Origin of the sequence: Tabrizicola sp., from assembly GCF_030373185.1 — a bacterium.
GTDB lineage: Bacteria > Pseudomonadota > Alphaproteobacteria > Rhodobacterales > Rhodobacteraceae > Tabrizicola.
Window position 1 is genome coordinate 519,708 of the sequence record NZ_JAUCZH010000001.1, and the last position, 18,353, is coordinate 538,060.

The following is an 18,353-nucleotide window of genomic DNA, read 5'->3' on the forward strand; positions in this document are numbered from 1 at the left end:
ATGCCTCGGACCATCTGGCAAGGGCTGCACAGAGGTTTGGTTCGGAAGCCTCCGGCGGGAGTATTTTTGAAAAGAGCAGATGGGCTTGCCCTTTTCGCAAATACTCATCTACCCGAGCCGGTTGCGCGCGTCTTCGCGTGCAGAGGCGAGAAGACAGCTTGCCGCGGCACGCGGCTCAATCTGTCGGCAGCCGGTCTAGAAGCCCACGTCGGGGCCGCCCGCGCCTTGCCAGGGTTTCGCAAGATTGCCAAAGCGCGTGAAGCGGCCTTCAAAGCTGAGTTCCACCGTCCCGATCGGACCATGTCGCTGTTTGCCGATGATCACCTCGGCCTTGCCATGGACCGATTCCATCAGGGTCTGCCACTGGGCCATCTTTTCCAGTTCATGATCCCCGGGCTTTTCCCGCTCGCGGTAGTATTCGTCACGGTAGACGAACATCACCACATCCGCGTCCTGTTCGATCGAGCCTGATTCCCGGAGGTCCGACAGTTGCGGACGTTTGTCCTCGCGGCTTTCCACGGCGCGGCTCAGTTGCGACAGCGCCACAACGGGGATGTTCAGTTCCTTGGCGATGGCCTTCAGACCCTGGGTGATCTCGGACACCTCCTGCACCCGGTTTTCCTTGGAGGTGCCTTTGAGAAGTTGCAGGTAATCGATGATAAGGATGTCCAGACCGTGGGTCCGCTTCAACCGCCGGGCTCTGGCCGCAACCTGACTGATCGGCAGGGCAGGGGTGTCGTCGATGTAAAGCGGGCAGGCCTCCAACGCCTTTGCCGCTTCGACGAAGCGGCGGAATTCGGTTTCGGTCATGTCGCCCCGGCGGATCTGTTCGGACGGCACTTCGGAAGCTTCGGACAGGATCCGGGCCGCAAGCTGTTCAGCGCTCATTTCAAGCGAGAAGAACCCGACCACGCCCCCTTCGACCGATCCTTCGCCGCCGTCCGGCAGACGGCCGCGCTTGTGGGCCTTGGCGATGTTGAAGGCGATGTTTGTGGCAAGCGAGGTCTTTCCCATCGACGGACGCCCGGCAAGGATCAGAAGGTCTGACGGATGCAGCCCGCCCAGTTTCTTGTCCATGTCGACAAGGCCGGTAGAGATGCCGGCAAGCCCGCCATCGCGCTGATAGGCCGCATTTGCAACATTAACTGCGTCCGTTACAGCTTTGAGAAAGCTCTGAAATCCGCGTTCGGCAACGCCCTGTTCGCCCAGCTTGTAAAGCCGCTGTTCGGCCTCGATGATCTGGTCCTTGGGTTCGCTTGCAATCTCGACCTTGGCGGCTTGGGCTGCGATGTCGCGACCAAGCTGGATCAGTTCACGCCGCACGGCGAGATCATAGATCATCTGGGCATAGTCGCGTGCCGCATAGGCCGAAATCGCCGCCCCCGCCAGACGCACCAGATAGGCCGGGCCGCCAAGCTCCTTCAGCCCGGCATCGTCTTCAAGGAAAGCCTTCAGCGTGACCGGAGACGCCAGCGCGTTCTTCAGGATCCGTGCGGCGGCTATCTCGAAGATGCGCTGGTGGACGGGATCGAAGAAATGATGGGATTTCACCAGGGAAGATATGCGGTCAAAGACATCGTTGTTGGTCAGGATAGCGCCCAGGAGTTGCTGCTCTGCCTCGATGTTGTGGGGCAGAACCTCGGAGTCGGGCGAGGGGGCGATTGCCGGAACAATCTGTCTGACGGTTGCCACTTCGGCCATGGTCCTGCTCTCCTGCTGCCCCGGTCGTCTGATGCGACCTTCTTCGTCCGCAAACAACACCCGATAAGTCAGGGGAAATCTGCTGTATAAGCCTGAGGATAACCTGATCTGACCGAGTCTGCTACAGCCTGTGGTGGTGACCCATGGAAAAACCACGAGCACTGCCGTGCGAGAATCGCTTTACCCACAATCCCTGCACAGCGGTGCGCACAGGAAAATCCCGGCTCAGGCGGGCTTGCGCGCTTCCTGCCAGGCACGAGGGGATTTGAGGAAGCTTTCCACCTCGGTCAGGGTTGCGGCGTCAAAACTGCCCTGCGCACGGGCTTCGGCAAGGACATCCCACCAGGTGCAAAGATGGTGGAGTGCCACGCCATGATCGGCAAGACGCTGCGTCGTTTCGGGAAAGATCCCGTAGTAGAAGATCACTGCCGTATGGGCGCAGGTGGCCCCGGTCTCGCGGATCGCATCGACGAAAGACAGCTTGGACCCGCCGTCGGTGGTCAGGTCCTCGACCAGCAGGACGCGCTGACCTTCTGCCATCGCCCCTTCGATCCGGGCGTTGCGGCCGTAACCCTTTGGCTTCTTGCGGACATAGGTCATCGGCAGCGCCATCCGCTCGGCCACGAGGGCGGCGAAGGGGATCCCAGCGGTTTCTCCGCCAGCGATGTTGTCAAAGGCCTCGAACCCCGCGTCGCGCATCACTGTCACGGTCAGGAAATCCATCAGGGCGGACCGGATGCGCGGGTAGCTGATCAACTTGCGGCAGTCGATATAGGCGGGTGAAGGCAGGCCAGATGCGAGTGTGAACGGGGTTTCGGCGTTGAAGTGGACAGCCTTGATTTCCAGAAGCGCGCGGGCGGTGAGCCGGGCAATTTCCTCACGGGGCGGGAAGGTCGAGGGGATCATGAGAGTCCTTTCGCGCCGCAATAACCTTCGGCGAACATTCCTTGGTCAGGGTCAGGGTCAGGGTCAGGGCAGTACATGCCAATGCACGGGGAAGCCGGGGTCGAACACGGTGACGGGGCCAGCCCCAGAGGCGATCTTTTCAGGGAAGGCATTGGGTTCAGGGCGTTTTTCCAGCCGCAGGACATCTTTGTTCACTGGCAGGCGGTAGAAGGCGGGGCCGTTCAGGGAGGCAAAGGCTTCCAACTGGTCAAGCGCGCCGTCCTCTTCGAAGACATGGGCCAGCAGGGGCATGGTGTTTGTGGCCGTAAAGCATCCCGCGCAGCCGCAGGCATGTTCCTTGAGGGCATCCACATGCGGCGCGGAATCCGTGCCAAGGAAATAGCGCGGATTGCCAGAGGTTGCCGCCCGGCGCAGCGCCAGACGATGCTTTTCGCGCTTGGCCACCGGCAGGCAGTAGTAATGTGGCCTGATCCCCCCGGCGAGGATGTGGTTGCGGTTGATGATCAGATGATGGGTTGTAATGGTGGCACCCAGAGTTTCGCCCCCCTCGGCGGCATAGGCCGCGCCTTCCTCGGTGGTGATATGTTCCATCACCACGCGCAGTTCGGGCAGGCGGCGGCGCAAGGGATCAAGCACAGTGTCGATGAACACGGCTTCGCGGTCGAAGATATCTACTTCGGGTGTTGTCACCTCGCCATGGGTGCAAAGCGGCAGGCCAATCTCGGCCATCTTTTCCAGCACAGGCATGACCCGGGTCAGGTCTCGCACACCGGAGCTGGAATTGGTGGTGGCCCCAGCGGGGTAAAGCTTGACCGCCTTGACCAGCCCGCAAGCCGCAGCCGCCGCGACATCGGCGGGGTCGGTGCCTTCGGTCAGGTAAAGCGTCATCAATGGCTCAAAGGTGGCACCGTCCGGGATGGCGGCAAGGATGCGGTCGCGGTAGGCCACGGCGTCAGCTGCGGTGACCACGGGCGGCACAAGGTTCGGCATGATGATCGCGCGGGCGAAATGGCGGGTGGTTTCGGGCAGCACGGCCCGCAACATCGCGCCATCGCGCAGGTGCAGGTGCCAGTCATCGGGGCGGCGGATCGAGAGTGTTTTCATGGGATCGGCAGGTAGCGCAATCCTGACCTCATTGCCAGAGGGTTGCCGTGCTTGAAGCGCCATGAATTTCCTTAGCGTCGTCGCCACGCGTACTCTTGAGGCCGGCCCTTCCCTTGGCGCCCCTGGAATGGCCCCGCGCCTGCCAAAGGTCTGCCCGCCAATTGCGAGATGAATAGGGGCATTCTGGAACACGTCGATTGCCGAACGTTCTGCCGGGGTCAGGCAGAACGGATGCCTGGCAAGGTGTTGACCGCCTGCCCGTCGCCGGTTTTTGCCAATCTGCTTTGGTGGGCCAGGGGCCATACCAGGCAATTGCGTGCTCTGACCAGTCGGGGGCAGGGGGCTAGACGTCGCCCGTCAGTTCAGCAAGGCGACGGGCAAAGCGGGGGGCATTCAGCCGTGCCGTGACCGAGCGGCAAATTTTCACCTCGCGTTTGCGATGACCGGTAAGGCGGGCGGCAGCCAGAATCGCGCGAAGGTAGCTGCCGTTCGATCGTCGCCCACGCCAGAGCCAGTCGAAATAGGAAGCCGAGAACTTGTTGTCCATCGCGGCTTCAAGAATCCGGTCCAGAACCCGCATTTCACGCAGCGTGTCTTCGGTGCCTTCACCGGTATAGCGGGCATAAAGCGGAAAGACCCAAGGCCGCAGGAACAAGGACGCATGCATCGCATCTGGCTTGTGCAGCGGATCAAAGATCAGCCAGACGCGCGACGCGCTTTCCGTCAGGTCGGGGGCGTAGCCGTAGCGGTTGCGGAAATTGATCCGCCGGGCGATGCGGTGACGTTCGTCCCAGCCGGCGCGGGCCGGGTCCAGCGTGGCGCGAGGCGAAACCAGCACCAGTTCGGCACCCGGGGCGGTGATCGAGTAGGCCGCCGCCGCATAGCCCGCAGGGCCGGCACCGTAGAAGATCACCCGGTCGAAATCTTCCAGAAAACCGTCATCCGACAGGCGGTCGAAATACCGAAACACCGCAGGGTCGCGCCACCAGGTCTCGCCCTCGGCAATGATGGTCAGAAGCGACCAGCCCCGGGCCTTGGCCAGTTCGAAATGTTCGGGAAGATTGTCTTCGCGGTCACGAATGGCGGCGGCGTCCTCGAACGTGACGAGAAGGACGGGACGTTCTTCGGCAAAGAAGGCCCAATGCCGATCGCCAAGGGCAAGGAAATCCCCGTCCCCGTCGGCAATCGCCAGCATCGCATGCCGCCAGTCAGGAGCTGCCCCCAAGTTGTCCATCACCATCTTTCGTCACAACGCAATTTACTACCAACTCAAGTCAAATCTGGGGTAAATTCGTAGGCTCCACAAGGTTTTGCCCGTGCAGATGCGGGCCGTCACGGCAAACAACACTTTGCCATTGTTTCCAGCGCGGCCAGAGGCACAACCTGCGCGTTCAGCCGTTGCGGGCGCCTCAACCCTTGGCCGCTTCGGGGCGAAAACGGCGCTTCCAGATGCTTTCGGCCACATCGCGCGGCAGGGCTCTAGTAGGCGGGGTCATCAAGAGCCTGCCAAAGAGCGCGCGCCAGGGCTCTTCAGCCATCAGCTTCAGGAAACGGGCATGCCGCCAGGCGACAGCGGCCTTGTGCAGTGGGCCAAGCACCGGGTCATGGTGAAGGTCTTCGCGCAGGGCATTGCTGTCCAGTGCAGCGATGCTGCGGTCCTCGATATCCGAGAAATTGCGGTCGACCCAATAGCCGGTGTCGAAATTCGATCCTTCGCGATTGGCGCGGCCTCGGTCGGTCTTCACAAGATAGCCTTCCATCGACCCAAGCGCATAGTGGTTCAACTGGGCAAGACCGTAACTGTCCCGCCCCGGATCGGTGAAGACCCGCGCGGTATGGAAGGGGAGGGGAAGAGCGCTGCCGGACCCGTCAAACCAAGCTTGCCCGGCCATACGGTCGCGGTCGGGGTTGCGCGGGCGGTGAACACCCAACTTGCCATAGCTGCCGTCGTTGCGAAACAGCGTCTTGAACATCACCGCGCGCCACGGCCAGTAAAGCACGGCAGGTGCTGCGCGGGTAAAAGTTTCGGTGACGGGGCGATCTTCATAGGCAACCACGCCGCCATTGCCGAACAGACGCCATGTCAGCGGAATGGCGGTCGCCGTGGGCAATGCGGCCAGAAGTGCCGGAACGGTTCGATTGCCGGTGTGAATGTTGACGAATTCGTCAATGTCGATCGTCAGCAGCCAATCGGCGTCTTGCACCAGAGGATGCATGTCCGCCTGCTTCAAGGCCGCCCATTGCGGCCCTTCCTTGTGCGGACCGGGATTGCGCATATGAGTCAGCAAGCCCAGCACTTCCAGCCGGTCAAGCATCGCGTCGGTGCCGTCATCGCAGTCGTTGGAGAACACAAGGAAATCGGTAAACCCGCAGGCGCGGTGATGGGCGAGCCATTCCAGGAGGAACGCGCCTTCGTTGCGCACCGTCAGGACCGCCGTTATCCGCACCTCACCCTCCGACCGTTGCGCCGTGCCTGTTGCCTAGCACGGCGCAACGGTCCGCGGAACCGTCAGAAGAACGCCTGCAACCCGGTGATCGCCCGGCCAAGGATCAGGGCGTGGACATCATGCGTGCCTTCATAGGTGTTGACCGTTTCAAGGTTCACCATGTGGCGCATGATCTGGAAATCTTCCTGAATGCCGTTGCCGCCGTGCATGTCCCGCGCCCAGCGCGCCGCGTCCAGCGCCTTGCCGCAGTTGTTGCGCTTGACGATCGAGATCATCTCGGGCGCTGCGTTCGCCTCGTCCAGTAGCCGCCCGACGCGCAAGCTGCCCTGCAATCCCAGCGAAATCTCGGTCATCATGTTGGCCAGTTTCAACTGGAAAAGCTGGGTCTGTGCGATGGGTTTGCCGAACTGCTTGCGGTCAAGCCCATATTGCCTTGCGGCCGCCATGCAGAACTCGGCCGCGCCCATGACGCCCCAGCTGATGCCGTAGCGCGCGCGGTTCAGACAGCCGAATGGCCCCTTCAGCCCCTCGACAAAGGGCAACAGTGCGTCTTCGCCAACCTCGACGTCTTTCATCACGATTTCGCCGGTGATCGAGGCGCGCAAGGACAGCTTGCCCCCGACCTTGGGTGCGGACAGCCCCGCCATGCCCTTGTCGAGCACAAAGCCCTTGATCTTGCCGCCATGCGCCTCGGATTTCGCCCAGACGACGAAAACATCGGCGATGGGCGCGTTGGAGATCCACATTTTCGCACCGTTCAGCACATAGCCGTTGGCGGTCTTCTTCGCGGTGGTCTTCATCCCTGCCGGGTCAGACCCCGCGTCGGGTTCGGTCAGGCCAAAGCAGCCGACCCATTCGCCTGTCGCCAGCTTTGGCAGATATTTCTGCCGCTGCGCTTCGGTGCCGTAAGCATAGATCGGATACATCACGAGCGACGACTGCACCGACATCATGCTGCGGTAGCCACTGTCCACCCGTTCCACTTCGCGCGCCACCAGCCCGTAGGCCACATATGAGGCGCCCAGACCACCGTATTCTTCCGGCACGGTCACGCCCAGAAGCCCCATCTCTCCCATCTCGCGGAAGATCGACGGGTCGGTCGTTTCCTCACGATAGGCCGCCACCACGCGTGGTTGCAGCTTTTCCTGCGCATAGGCGCGGGCCGCGTCGCGCAGCATCCGTTCCTCTTCGGTCAACTGGTCATCCAGACGGAACGGATCTTCCCAGTCAAAGCGGCCCAGATCGGGGGCGTCTTTTGCCTTCAGTTTCGGCGCGGGGATTACGGTATCGGGCATGGCGGTCTCCATCTGTGTTGTGGCAAGGATTGCATGAAACGCCGACCCGCGCTATCGAAAGCCCTGCATGGATTCATGAGGAAAGCTCATAATGCTGCCCCGCCGTTACCTGCCCTCGATCCCCGCGCTCATGGCGCTTGAGGCGGTGGGCCGTCTTGGCACCGCATCAGCCGCTGCGCATGAGTTGGCATTGACCCAAGGCGCGGTCAGTCGGTCGCTGCAAGCGCTGGAGGATCAGTTGGGTGTCCCGCTTCTGATCCGTGAACGCCAGCGTCTGCGGCTCACCCCTGCGGCGGCGGATTACGTCACCGAAGTGCGCCGCGCCCTGCAACAGCTGGCCTCGGCCTCGCTGACCTTGCGGGCCAACCCGGCGGGGGGCAGCCTCAACCTTGCCATCCTTCCGGCCTTCGGGATGCACTGGCTGGCCCCGCGGCTGGCGCGTTTCACCGAGGCGCACCCGGAGGTGACGCTGAACCTGTCAACCCGCTTGCGCCCCTTCGACTTTGCCGGGTCCGGTTTTGACGCCGCGATCCATTACGGGCGGCAGGACTGGGCGGGGGTGGCATACCTGAAACTCATGGATGAATCGGTGCTGGCCGTCGGCGCACCTACCCTTGTGCCACAGCCCTTGGCGCGGGCCGAAGACATCCTGACCCACCCGCTCTTGCAGATGGAAAGCCGGACGGGTGACTGGGGCCGCTGGCTGGCGCATCACGGCGTGGTGGGGCAACGGCCGCCGGGGATGCTCTTTGACCAGTTCGCGACCATGGCGCAGGGTGCTGTGCATGGCCTTGGGCTGGCGCTCTTGCCGACCTTCCTGATCGCGCGCGAACTGGCCGAGGGGCGGTTGGTGCCGGTTTTTGGCGGTCCGGTTCCTGCGCTTGGAAGCTATCACCTTGTCTGGCCTGCGGATGTATCGCCCCGCGCCCCGCTCCTGTCGTTCCGCAACTGGCTTGCGGGACAGCTGGACCCGCTTCCAGACCCCTGACCCGACAGAGATGAAAGGTGCAGCTTTGTCGCTCCGTCAACGGATCAGGCTGAACCCCTTCCCGGGCAAGCCGGACCTTGCGCCGATGCCGGAGGTATTCGCAAGATTTTGGTGCCACGTCTTTGGTATCGGGGGAAATCTCCGATCCCGGCAACGGGGGCGACACCTCCTTGCGGTTGACGCTGTTGCGTCGTTCGGCGGGGCTTTGCCGAAGGCTATCGATTTGCAAGCCCATGATATCGCATATCAGCGCGGATAAGGCTTTGTTGAGATATCGGGGGTGACGGGAACCGGATCGAATCGTCCGCGTTGTTGTCACGACTTTCATTATGAGGACTTGATATGAGAAAACTTCTGGTTTCCACGACGGCGCTGTCCGTCGCTCTGAGCCCGGTCGGCATGGTGCCCTCTTTTGCGCAGGTGCTGGCCGAAGATGGATCGGTGGTCGGACCGGATGGATCGGTCCTTTGCGTGCCGTCATCTGACGTTGCCTGCGATCTGGATGCAATCATAGCGGCCTTTGAGGCCGAGCAAGCTGAAGCTGCCGCCGCAGAGGCTGCAGCAACCGCCGCAGCCGAGGCCGCTGCCGCCGAAGCGGAAGCTGCAACTGCGGCGCAAGCCTTGATCGAAGCGGAAGCCGCCGCCGCACAAGCCGCAGAGGCCGCCGCCGCCGCGGAAGCGGAATCGGCAGCTCAGGCCGCCGCCGAAGCGGATGCCGCTGCCCAGGCCGAAGCAGATGCAGCCGCCGCTGCGGCTGCCGCCGCCGAAGCCACCGCCGAAGCCGCCGCCGAAGCCGCCGCGGAAGCCGAAGCCGCCGCCGCAGAGGCCGCCGCGCAGGCCGCCGCCGAACTTGAGGCCGCGCTGCAAGCCGAAGCGGACGCCGCCGCCCAAGCCGCAGCAGAGCTTGAAGCAGCCCTTGAGGCCGAAGCCGCAGCAGCAGCGGAAGCCGAAGCACAGGCTGCGGCCCAAGCCGCCGCGCAAGCCGAAGCCGAAGCCGACTTGGACGCCGAAGCCGCCGCCGAGGCGGAAGCCGGTGTAGCAGCAGCAGCCGAAGCTGAAGCTGCCGCGGCGGCAGAGCTGGAGGCAGCGCTTGAGGCTGAAGCTGCGGCACAAGCAGAAGCCGAGGTTGACGCCGAAACTCAAGCCGAAGCCGAAACCCAAGCTGAAGCTGAAGCTGCGGAAGAAGCGCCCGCAGAAGCGGTCGTGGAAGAGACCCCGCCCGAGGCAGCAGCCCCTGAAGAAACAGTTGCTTCCGAGCCTGTGGTCGATGGCGTGATCGATTCCGCAACCGGTGAAGTCATTGACCCTGCGGTTGCAGCCGCAGCGGTTGCTGCTGCCGAAGCCGAACTTGCCATCTCTGCGGACGGTGTGATGATCGACCCGGCAGCCGGGCTGAAGGTTGCTGAACCGGAAACGGCGGAAGTGGTCGATCCGGTGGACGTGCCGGAAGTGTCGGAAACCGAAGTCGAAAGCCTGACTCAGCTTCTGACCCTTGATCCGACCGCTCTCAACCCTGAGTCCATTGCCGCCGCCGCAACGGTTGCCGCAATCGCTGCCGCAGGTGACAATACCGAAACCGGGGCGCTGCCGCTTGCGACGCCCGAGTCCGAAGACCTGCTGACCGCTGTGACCGAAACCATCACGGCGGAAAGCGTGCGGACCTCGGCTGACGAATTTGCCGCCGCACCGGTTGTGGTGGAAGAAGGCAAGAAGGACCGCCTGTCGAACCTTGAAAAGGCCGGACTTGTGGTTCTTGGCGCGCTTGTGGTCGGGTCGATCATCAAGGCGAACCGGGAAAATCAGGCCGACAGCCGCGTCGTCTCCAACACCGGCGACCGGGTGGTCGTGCTGCGGCCCGATGGCAGCTATCAGGTGCTGAAAGACGATGACACAGTGATCCGTCGCCCCGGCTCAACCGTCCGCACCGAGACATTCAGGGATGGGTCCACCCGGACGATCGTCGAACGCGATGACGGCACGCAGGTGGTGACGATCCGCGATGCAACCGGGCGCGTGCTGCGCCGGGCCAGCTATGACGGGCTTGGCCGCGAAATCATCCTGATCGACGATCTGGCGCGGGAAGAGGTTGTCGTGGTGCGTGACCTGCCAAAGCCGGGCCGTCGGATCGTGATTTCGTCGAAGGACAGCGACGCGGCCCTGAAGCGTGAACTTGCGGCGATCGAGGCGGAACGGGCGGGACGCAAATTCTCGCTTCGCCAGATCCGCGAAATCCCGCAGGTGCGGGCGCTGGCGGCGGTGATCGATACCCAGAATGTCACCTTCGCCACCGGATCGGCCTCGATTGCGGCAAGCGAGGCGCGCAATCTGGCCGAGCTGAGCCGGGTGATGCAGGATCTTCTGGAGGTCAACCCTGGCGAGGTCTTCCTGGTCGAGGGCCACACTGACGCCACCGGTCCTGCGGCGCTCAATCTCGTGCTGTCCGACCGGCGCGCGGAATCGGTGGCCTTGGCCCTGACGGAATATTTCGACATTCCGCCGGAAAACATGGTGGTTCAGGGCTATGGCGAAACCGAACTTCTGATCGACACCCAGGTAAACGAGCCGCAGAATCGCCGGGTCGAAGTGCGGGTGATCACGCCCCTGATGCGGACCGCCGTTCTGCGCTGATCTCAGGTTCCGGAACGGCAACGCCGCAGGTTCGCGCCTGCGGCGTTGTGCTGTCTGGTGGGAATGGCCATGGTCCGGGTGGCTTGCCTCGAACCTTTCATCCAGCCCCGACCGCAGCCCGGTGGTCAAGGGAAGGGCAAAGCCTGCCGGGGTCTGATAGCCGAGTGCCGAATTGGGCCAGGCCGTGCCAAAAGACCGGGCGCTTTCCAGCGCGGGCTGGGTGATGAAGCTGGATGTCAGCGGTCATGCGGCGGCAGGGGTGGCCAGACATTGGTCCAAAGACCCCTCGCGCAGCCCGCGCATCAGGCTTGTCGCAGATGAAAACGCGGGCCAGATGGCCCGCGCAATCAGCATCATTGCATGTGCCGCTTACTTCGGCCCGATCATCATCACCATCTGGCGGCCCTCAAGGCGCGGGAAGGATTCGATCTTGCCGATATCGACCACATCAGCCTCGACCCGCTTGAGAAGTTCCAGACCAAGATCCTGGTGTGCCATTTCGCGACCCCGGAAACGCAGTGTGATCTTTACCTTGTCACCTTCTTCAAGGAACTTGGCCACAGACCGCATCTTGACCTCGTAATCGTGGATATCGGTTCCGGGGCGGAACTTGATTTCCTTGATCTCGATGACCTTCTGCTTCTTTCTCGCCTCGGCCTCACGCTTCTGCGTTTCATATTTGAACTTGCCGAAGTCCATGATCTTGCAGACCGGCGGAACCGCCGTGGGCGAGATTTCGACCAGGTCAAGCCCGGCCTCCTCGGCCATCTGCATGGCGCGGGCCGGGGTCACCACCCCGACGTTTTCACCATCTGCGCCGATCAGGCGGATTTCCGTGGCCCGGATGCGGTCGTTGATCCGGGGGCCGGTGTCGCGTTGCGGCGGGGCATTGTGGGGGCGGCGGGCTATGGTGATCGTCCTTTGTGTTGTTGTATCAAGCGAGCGCAATCTAGACTCGCAGCCCGCCTGCCGCAACCCGGCTCGCTGGGGTCAAATGCGGAAAAACGGGCTGGAACCGCCAATTTCGGCCGCATGCCAGCCCCGTGGTCTTTTCAATTGGACCTTCAACTGCCATATGACCCGCAGCGGAGCCCAAGCTCCGGTCATGGGAGTAAGTGACATGAACAGAACAGTTGTCATCGGTGCCATTGTCGTCCTTCTTGCCGCGGGGGGCTATTACCAGTTCAGCTACAAGCCGGCACAAGAGGCCGCGATGATCGAGGAAGCTGCCCGCAAGGCCGAAGAGGCTGCCGCCGCAGCTGCTGCCGAGGCTGCCGCCGCCGCTGAAGCCGCCGCTGCCGAGGCCACCGCCGCAGCCGCAGCCGCTGAAGCAGAAGCCGCCGAAGCTGCGGCTTCTGCCGTGACCGAACAGAACGTCCTGATCGAATGGGCGGCCACGGCACTTGACCCGGCGGCGTTCGATCCGGCTGTGGTTGCCGAACTGATCGACGCAGCCAACGTCTCCGATACTGTCAAGGTGCAGTTGAAGACTGCCGTCGAGGCTGCCGCTGCAAACCCCGCACTGGTTGCCGAGACCGTGGCGCAGATCCGCACCGCACTTGGTCTTTGACCGCAGGCGCAGTCCGTAACACAAAGGCCGCAGGGGCAACCCTGCGGCCTTTGCACTTTTGTGAACCCTTGCTTGCAGGCCCGCCGCGTCATTGCGTCCCCCCGGGGACCGAAGCCTGCGACACGCGGCATCGGTAGCCTGAGGGGGCTGTGGCCGGCCTAGATCCCGTCGCCGACGAAGGCCTTTTCCACCACGAATTCCTGCGGTTCCGAGTTTGCGCCCTCGCGCAGGCCGAAGCCTTCAAGAATTGCCTTCACATCCACATTGAATGCCAAGGATCCGCAGACCATCGCCCGATCTTCCGCCGGGTTCATCGGCGGCAGGCCAAGATCGGCGAAGACCTTGCCCGAAGACAGGTTGTCGGTCACCCGGCCCATGCGGATAAAGGGCTCACGCGTCGTGGTGGGGTAGTAGATCAGCTTGTCTCCGACCATCTCTCCGATCAGGGGATCGTCCTTAAGGCTTTCGACCAGTTGGCGACCGTATTCCAGCTCGGCCACCTCGCGGCAGGTGTGCATCATGATGATCTGGTCATATTTTTCGTAGGTTTCCGGTTCGCGCATCAGGCTGGCAAAGGGGGCAAGCCCGGTGCCGGTAGCAAGGAACCAGAGCCGCTTGCCCGGAAGGAGCGCGTCATGCACCAGCGTGCCAACTGGTTTTGGGCGCAGGATGATCTCATCCCCCGGCTGGATATGCTGAAGTTTCGAGGTCAGCGGCCCATCCGGAACCTTGATCGAATAGAACTCCAGCTCTTCGTCCCACGCGGGCGAGGCGATGGAATAGGCGCGCAGCAAGGGTTTGCCGTTATCGCCCATCAGCCCTATCATCACGAATTCGCCCGACCGGAACCGCAGGCTTTGCGGTCGCGTCACGCGGAAGGAAAACAGCCTGTCCGTCCAGTGGGTGACCTGCGTCACCGTCTGGGCATCGGGCAGATGCTGTTTGGCCGGAGGGGTCGGGGCAGCGGGAATCGGGCTTGCTTCGGTCATTGCGGTCGCTTCGGTCATTGGATCATCCCGGCCTAGACCGGCCTCTATCTTCTAGCCTTGATTCAGGTCATGCGAAAGTCAGGCGCGCAGGCGGGCCTGATAATGGTGCTGCTGCCAGTCGGAGGCACGGAACTGCCACTGGTCGACGGGCTGGCGCGCGGCGATCTCGTCCGGGATTTCGGCCCCGTCAAAACCCACCCGGCGCAGCATGGCATATTGGTCAGCGATCACTGGACCATGCGCAAGAAGCTGGCCGGTGTAGCCCATCATCCGCAAGCGCCGGGCAACCGTGAAGGCGCGGCCATCGCTGAAGGCGGGAAAGGCCACGCGGATCAGCGTCAGGTGGTCCATATGGCCGACAAGCGCGGTCGGATCATCAGTGTTCGACAGATCCACAAAAGTGGCGTCAGGGGTCAGATCGGACAGCGCCACAGTCTTGCGCTGTGGGGCAGGGGAAAAGCCTGTATCGGTCACGATCACGCTCATGCTGCGTTCTCCTTGGGGGGGCGCACGGCCTTGCCGTCGATGAAATGAATGCCACATTCGGTTTTTGACTGGCCACGCCAGCGGCCTGCGCGCGGGTCTTCGCCGGGCTTGACCGGGCTGGTGCAGGGCGCGCAACCGATGGAAGGGAAGCCCTTGGCAACCAGCGGATGCCGGGGCAGGCGGTTTTCCACCATGTATTCCTCAAGATCCTCGCGACCCCAATGGGCCAGCGGATTGACCTTGATGCGGAAGTCGCCCTCGTTTTCAAAGAAGTTGATCGTGCCGCGATCCGCGTTCTGAAACCGCTTGCGGCCAGTGATCCAGCCGTCAAAGGTGGAAAGCGCGCGCTCAAGGGGTTCGACCTTGCGCACATTGCAGCAGGCGTCGGTCGAATACTGGTGGAGCGTGCCGTCGGGGTCTTCGAAATTCACCCGCGCTGGGTTGGCCCGGATCGTGCGGATGTCGCACAGATGCAGGCGTTCGGCCAGGTCACGCTGATAGTCCAGCGTCTCGGCAAACAGCATCCGCGTATCGACAAACAGGACCGGGGTTTCCGGCGCCATCACGCTTACCAGATGCAAGAGCACCACCGACTCCGCCCCGAAGGACGACACCAGCGCCACCCGGCCCAGATCGGCGTCCTTCAAGGCATGTTCCAGCACGGCGGTCGCCGAGTGGTGGCGATAGCGCGCGTTCAGCGCCGCCACACGTTGGGCCACGTCGCCTGCGTGAATGTCACGCGGCATCTTTTTCGCCCTCGACCTCATAGAGCGCGGCCTTGAACGGCTCCATCCCGACACGACGGAAGGCTTGCAGGAACGTCTCTGACGGTTCCTGCCGCAGGCCCAGATAGGCGCGCAGGATGCGTTCGATGGCGGGGACAATCTCGGTATAGGCAAAGCCAGGGCCGGTCTTGTCACCGATGACGGCGGTTTCCGTGCCGTCGCCGCCAAGGGTGATCTGGTAGTTTTCCACCCCGGCCCGGTCCAGCCCCAGAATGCCGATATGGCCGACATGGTGATGCCCGCAAGCGTTGATGCAGCCCGAGATCTTGATCTTCAGCGGGCCGATTTCATGTTCAAGCTTCAGCGCCTCGAAATGGGTTGCCAGTTCTTGCGCGACTGGGATCGAGCGGGCGGTAGCCAGTGCGCAATAGTCCATGCCGGGGCAGGCGATGATGTCGGACAAGAGGCCTACATTCGCTGTGCCAAGCCCGGCCTGCACCAGTGCAGCGTGCAGGCTGGGCAGGTCGGATTTGTGGACATGCGGCAGGATCACGTTCTGTTCGTGGCTGATCCGCAGGTCGCCGTGGCCGTAGCGTTCGGCAAGGTCGGCCATCAGGCGCATCTGGTCTGACGTGGCATCGCCCGGCGTCGCGCCATGCGCCTTGAGGCTGATGGTGACGATGGCATATTGCGCGTTGCGATGCGCGGTCAGGTTCGTATCGGCCCAGGACCGGAACACCGGATCGGCCTTGTAAAACGCGTCATGGCCATCAACCGGGGCGTTGCGGAAGGCGGGGGGCGCGAAGGCCGCGCGGATCTCTTCCAGAAGCTTCATGTCATTGCCACCAAACAGCGGGCGCAGTTCGGCAAAGCGGGCCTCGATCATCCGGGTGATTTCCTCGGCCCCGGTTTCATGCACGGTGATCTTGATCCGCGCCTTGTATTTGTTGTCGCGCCGACCAAGGGTGTTGTAGACGCTGAGGACCGCCTCGACATAAGGCAGAAGGTCGGCTTCGGGCAGGAAATCCCGCACGGTGACGCCGATCATCGGGGTCCGGCCAAGACCGCCGCCGACCATCACTTCAAAGCCGGGCTCACCCGCCGCATTGCGGACCATGCGCAACCCGATGTCATGCGCGCGCGTGACTGCGCGATCATTCGGGCTGCCGGTGATGGCGATCTTGAACTTGCGCGGCAGGAACTGAAACTCCGGGTGGTCGGTGGACCATTGGCGCAGAAGTTCCGCATAGGGGCGCGGGTCGGCGATTTCATCAGCCGCAGCCCCGGCGAAATGGTCGGCGGTGACGTTCCTGACGCAGTTGCCCGAGGTCTGGATCGCATGCATTTCCACATCGGCCAGCGCCGACAGGATCGCTGGCACATCCGGCAGTTTCGGCCAGTTGAACTGGATGTTCTGCCGGGTGGTGAAGTGGCCGTAGCCCTTGTCCCAGGTGTCGGCGATCAGCGCCAGCTGCCTCATCTGGTGCGGTGAGAGGGTGCCGTAAGGAATGGCCACGCGCAGCATGTAAGCGTGCAATTGCAGATAGAGCCCGTTCATCAGACGCAGCGGACGAAACTCGTCTTCCCCAAGCGATCCATCCAGCCGCCGTTCGACCTGCTGGCTGAACTGCGAGACACGTGCGCGAACGAAGGCTTCGTCGAAGTCGGAATAGGAATACATGGCCTGGCCTTTGGTTTTCAGAAGAGTCGGGGCAGGCCCCGACCTACGGGCTGCTGTAGGTCGGGGTTCACCCCGACTCGGCGATCACGTGAAATCGGCTTGCTTGCCGTGGGCATAATTCGACGGGCCACGGGTGCGAAAGGCCTCGCGGAAATGCGTGGGTTCCGGGCCGTTTGCCCCGGGCTTTGCGTCGGCCAGATAGGCCCCGACCACCAGCAGCTTTTGCGCCGTCGCATGTAAAAGTCGCATCTGACCATGGGCCTCATCCTCGATCAGCTCGGCCTCGTGATGGTGCGGCGACCAGCGGTCATCGGCGGTCAGATAAACCACATCGCCTTCGCGCAACAGGTTGGCGGTGACGACTTTCGCGGTGAAACGGCGGCTCATGCGCGGGCCTCCTTGAGGGCGGGAAGGGTGGCGGCGGCCTGACGTGGGGCAAGGCCGAACAGGATGACGGCGGGGCCATGGGTTTGCGCCACGGTTTCGGGCAGGGTGGAAAGGGTGGCGGCCAGCACCCGTTCATCGGCGCGGCTGACGTTTTCGACCACGGTGATGGCGGTGTCAGGGGCCGCGTCATGCATCAACAGGCGGCCCTGAATGAAACGCGCGGATTTCTTGCCCATGTAAATCGCCGCAACCTCACCCTTGCGGGCCAATCCGCGCCAGTCCTGTTCCGCAAAACCGGCCATGTCATGCCCGGTGATGATCCGCAGGCTGGCGTTGCGGCCACGCTGGGTCAGGCTTTGGCCAATCCGCGCGGCGGCCACCGTGGCCGAGGTCAGGCCCGGAAGGATCGCAAAGCCGATGCCGGCCGCCTCCAGCGAAGAAATTTCCTCGTCCAGCCGTCCGAAGATTCCGCAATCGCCACCCTTCAGGCGCACCACCCGCGCGCCGGTTGCGGCTTCGCTGACCAGAGCCGCGTTGATGGCTTCTTGCGGTGTCGACGGGCCAAACCCCTCCTTGCCGACGTCAATGCGCCGCGCCTGTGGCGGGATCAACTCCAGCACCTCATCCCCGACCAGCCGGTCATGAATCACCACATCCGCCGAGGTGATCGCACGAAGGGCGCCCAAGGTCAGGTGATCGGCCGCACCGGGACCGGCACCGACAAAGAGGACAGGATGGGAAGGCATGCTGAGCATGGCGAGACCTTTGGTTTGCTGTCCCAATATAGAAGATTTTCCCGCCTTGCCGCCAGTGACCCTTGCAGATAAGGACATTTGTTCCGATACTGCGTCGAAGTGGAACAGGGTTCCGGCAAAGCAGGGGTATGGCGAATGGCGGCCCAACTGGACGATCTGGACCGGAAAATCCTGTCCGAACTGCAAACCGACGCCGAACAGTCGCTGGACGAGATCGCGCGCAAGGTCGGGTCATCCAAGACCCCGGTCTGGAACCGGATCCGCCGGATGCGCGACCATGGCGTGATCACCCGGACGACCGCGATCCTCGACCCCGAGGCGCTGGGGCTGGAGGCCTGCTTCTTCGTCCTGATCCGCACCTCGGAACATGAGGCGGAATGGCAGCGCAAGTTCCTGAAGGCGCTGAAGGAACGCCCCGAAGTGATGGAAGCCCACCGGCTGGCGGGGGATATCGATTACATCCTGAAAGTCCGCGTGAAGAACGCCCGCGCCTATGACACCTTCTATCAGGCGCTGATTTCCGAGGTGCGGATCTACAATGTGACCGCACTTCTGAGCATGGAAGAGATCAAGTCGACGACCGTGCTTCCCCTTTGATCCACGCGATGAATTGGAGCGCTTGCGCGCAAGATTCTTGTCTCGCCTCTGGCGCGCGAAGCCGCGCGCCAACCTGCTCGGACGTGCCTCCGGC

17 protein-coding genes are annotated in these 18,353 nt (G+C 62.9%); 4 read left to right on the forward strand and 13 right to left on the reverse strand.

Translation table 11 applies throughout. From position 1 onward, the window contains the following. Window positions 1–195: 195 nt before the first annotated feature. The 6 genes from QUV21_RS02495 to QUV21_RS02520 all read right to left on the reverse strand — a co-directional run bounded on the left by QUV21_RS02495 (window position 196) and on the right by QUV21_RS02520 (window position 7,453). Entirely contained in the window at window positions 196–1,701 is a 1,506-nt protein-coding gene (locus QUV21_RS02495; protein WP_300852966.1) for a replicative DNA helicase, read from the reverse strand. Window positions 1,702–1,926: 225 nt separating this feature from the next. Further along, window positions 1,927–2,607, reverse strand: a complete 681-nt coding sequence (locus QUV21_RS02500; protein ID WP_300852967.1) for an orotate phosphoribosyltransferase — start codon at window positions 2,605–2,607, stop codon at window positions 1,927–1,929. A gap of 63 nt (window positions 2,608–2,670) precedes the next feature. Then, window positions 2,671–3,711, reverse strand: a complete 1,041-nt coding sequence (gene pyrC / locus QUV21_RS02505; RefSeq protein WP_300853475.1) for a dihydroorotase — start codon at window positions 3,709–3,711, stop codon at window positions 2,671–2,673. Window positions 3,712–4,054: 343 nt separating this feature from the next. After that, window positions 4,055–4,945: a phosphoadenosine phosphosulfate reductase gene (locus QUV21_RS02510; protein ID WP_300852968.1), complete on the reverse strand. Its 891-nt coding sequence runs from the start codon at window positions 4,943–4,945 to the stop codon at window positions 4,055–4,057. A 175-nt stretch (window positions 4,946–5,120) separates the two neighbouring features. Then, a complete protein-coding gene (locus QUV21_RS02515) occupies window positions 5,121–6,158 on the reverse strand; it encodes a glycosyltransferase family 2 protein (RefSeq protein ID WP_300852969.1) in 1,038 nt (345 codons plus the stop codon). A 62-nt stretch (window positions 6,159–6,220) separates the two neighbouring features. Then, window positions 6,221–7,453 carry an acyl-CoA dehydrogenase gene (locus QUV21_RS02520; protein WP_300852970.1) on the reverse strand — a complete coding sequence of 411 codons (1,233 nt, stop codon included), beginning with the start codon at window positions 7,451–7,453 and terminating at the stop codon, window positions 6,221–6,223. A gap of 88 nt (window positions 7,454–7,541) precedes the next feature. Between QUV21_RS02520 and QUV21_RS02525 the strand changes: the two genes are divergently transcribed. Together QUV21_RS02525 and QUV21_RS02530 are read left to right on the forward strand one after the other, a co-directional pair. Then, a complete protein-coding gene (locus QUV21_RS02525; protein ID WP_300853476.1) occupies window positions 7,542–8,441 on the forward strand; it encodes a LysR substrate-binding domain-containing protein in 900 nt (299 codons plus the stop codon). Window positions 8,442–8,783: 342 nt separating this feature from the next. After that, window positions 8,784–11,069, forward strand: coding sequence for an OmpA family protein (locus tag QUV21_RS02530; protein WP_300852971.1), 2,286 nt, complete (start codon window positions 8,784–8,786; stop codon window positions 11,067–11,069). 369 nt (window positions 11,070–11,438) lie between these two features. Here the strand turns inward: QUV21_RS02530 and infC are convergent, their stop codons facing one another. Continuing rightward, window positions 11,439–11,978: a translation initiation factor IF-3 gene (gene infC / locus QUV21_RS02535; protein ID WP_366907519.1), complete on the reverse strand. Its 540-nt coding sequence runs from the start codon at window positions 11,976–11,978 to the stop codon at window positions 11,439–11,441. A gap of 211 nt (window positions 11,979–12,189) precedes the next feature. On the opposite strand from infC, the gene QUV21_RS02540 reads away from it, so the two are divergent. Then, on the forward strand, window positions 12,190–12,639 hold the full coding sequence (locus tag QUV21_RS02540; protein ID WP_300852973.1) for a hypothetical protein: 450 nt from the start codon (window positions 12,190–12,192) through the stop codon (window positions 12,637–12,639). A 158-nt stretch (window positions 12,640–12,797) separates the two neighbouring features. Here the strand turns inward: QUV21_RS02540 and QUV21_RS02545 are convergent, their stop codons facing one another. From QUV21_RS02545 to cobA, 6 genes are all read right to left on the reverse strand, one after another. Continuing rightward, on the reverse strand, window positions 12,798–13,628 hold the full coding sequence (locus QUV21_RS02545; RefSeq protein WP_300853477.1) for a ferredoxin--NADP reductase: 831 nt from the start codon (window positions 13,626–13,628) through the stop codon (window positions 12,798–12,800). 78 nt (window positions 13,629–13,706) lie between these two features. Then, a complete protein-coding gene (locus QUV21_RS02550; RefSeq protein ID WP_300852974.1) occupies window positions 13,707–14,114 on the reverse strand; it encodes a DUF934 domain-containing protein in 408 nt (135 codons plus the stop codon). Beyond that, on the reverse strand, window positions 14,111–14,860 hold the full coding sequence (locus QUV21_RS02555) for a phosphoadenylyl-sulfate reductase (RefSeq protein ID WP_300852975.1): 750 nt from the start codon (window positions 14,858–14,860) through the stop codon (window positions 14,111–14,113). The genes QUV21_RS02550 and QUV21_RS02555 overlap by 4 nt, the downstream gene beginning before the upstream one ends. Continuing rightward, window positions 14,850–16,520, reverse strand: a complete 1,671-nt coding sequence (locus QUV21_RS02560) for a nitrite/sulfite reductase (RefSeq protein ID WP_300852976.1) — start codon at window positions 16,518–16,520, stop codon at window positions 14,850–14,852. Before QUV21_RS02560 ends, QUV21_RS02555 begins: the two co-directional genes overlap by 11 nt. An 84-nt stretch (window positions 16,521–16,604) precedes the next feature. Continuing rightward, entirely contained in the window at window positions 16,605–16,907 is a 303-nt protein-coding gene (locus tag QUV21_RS02565; RefSeq protein WP_300852977.1) for a DUF2849 domain-containing protein, read from the reverse strand. Continuing rightward, on the reverse strand, window positions 16,904–17,662 hold the full coding sequence (cobA, locus tag QUV21_RS02570; RefSeq protein ID WP_300852978.1) for a uroporphyrinogen-III C-methyltransferase: 759 nt from the start codon (window positions 17,660–17,662) through the stop codon (window positions 16,904–16,906). The genes QUV21_RS02565 and cobA overlap by 4 nt, the downstream gene beginning before the upstream one ends. Before the next feature lie 135 nt (window positions 17,663–17,797). Here cobA and QUV21_RS02575 point away from each other — a divergent pair, with 135 nt between their 5' ends. After that, window positions 17,798–18,259: an Lrp/AsnC family transcriptional regulator gene (locus QUV21_RS02575; protein WP_300852979.1), complete on the forward strand. Its 462-nt coding sequence runs from the start codon at window positions 17,798–17,800 to the stop codon at window positions 18,257–18,259. The last annotated feature ends 94 nt before the right edge of the window (window positions 18,260–18,353 follow it).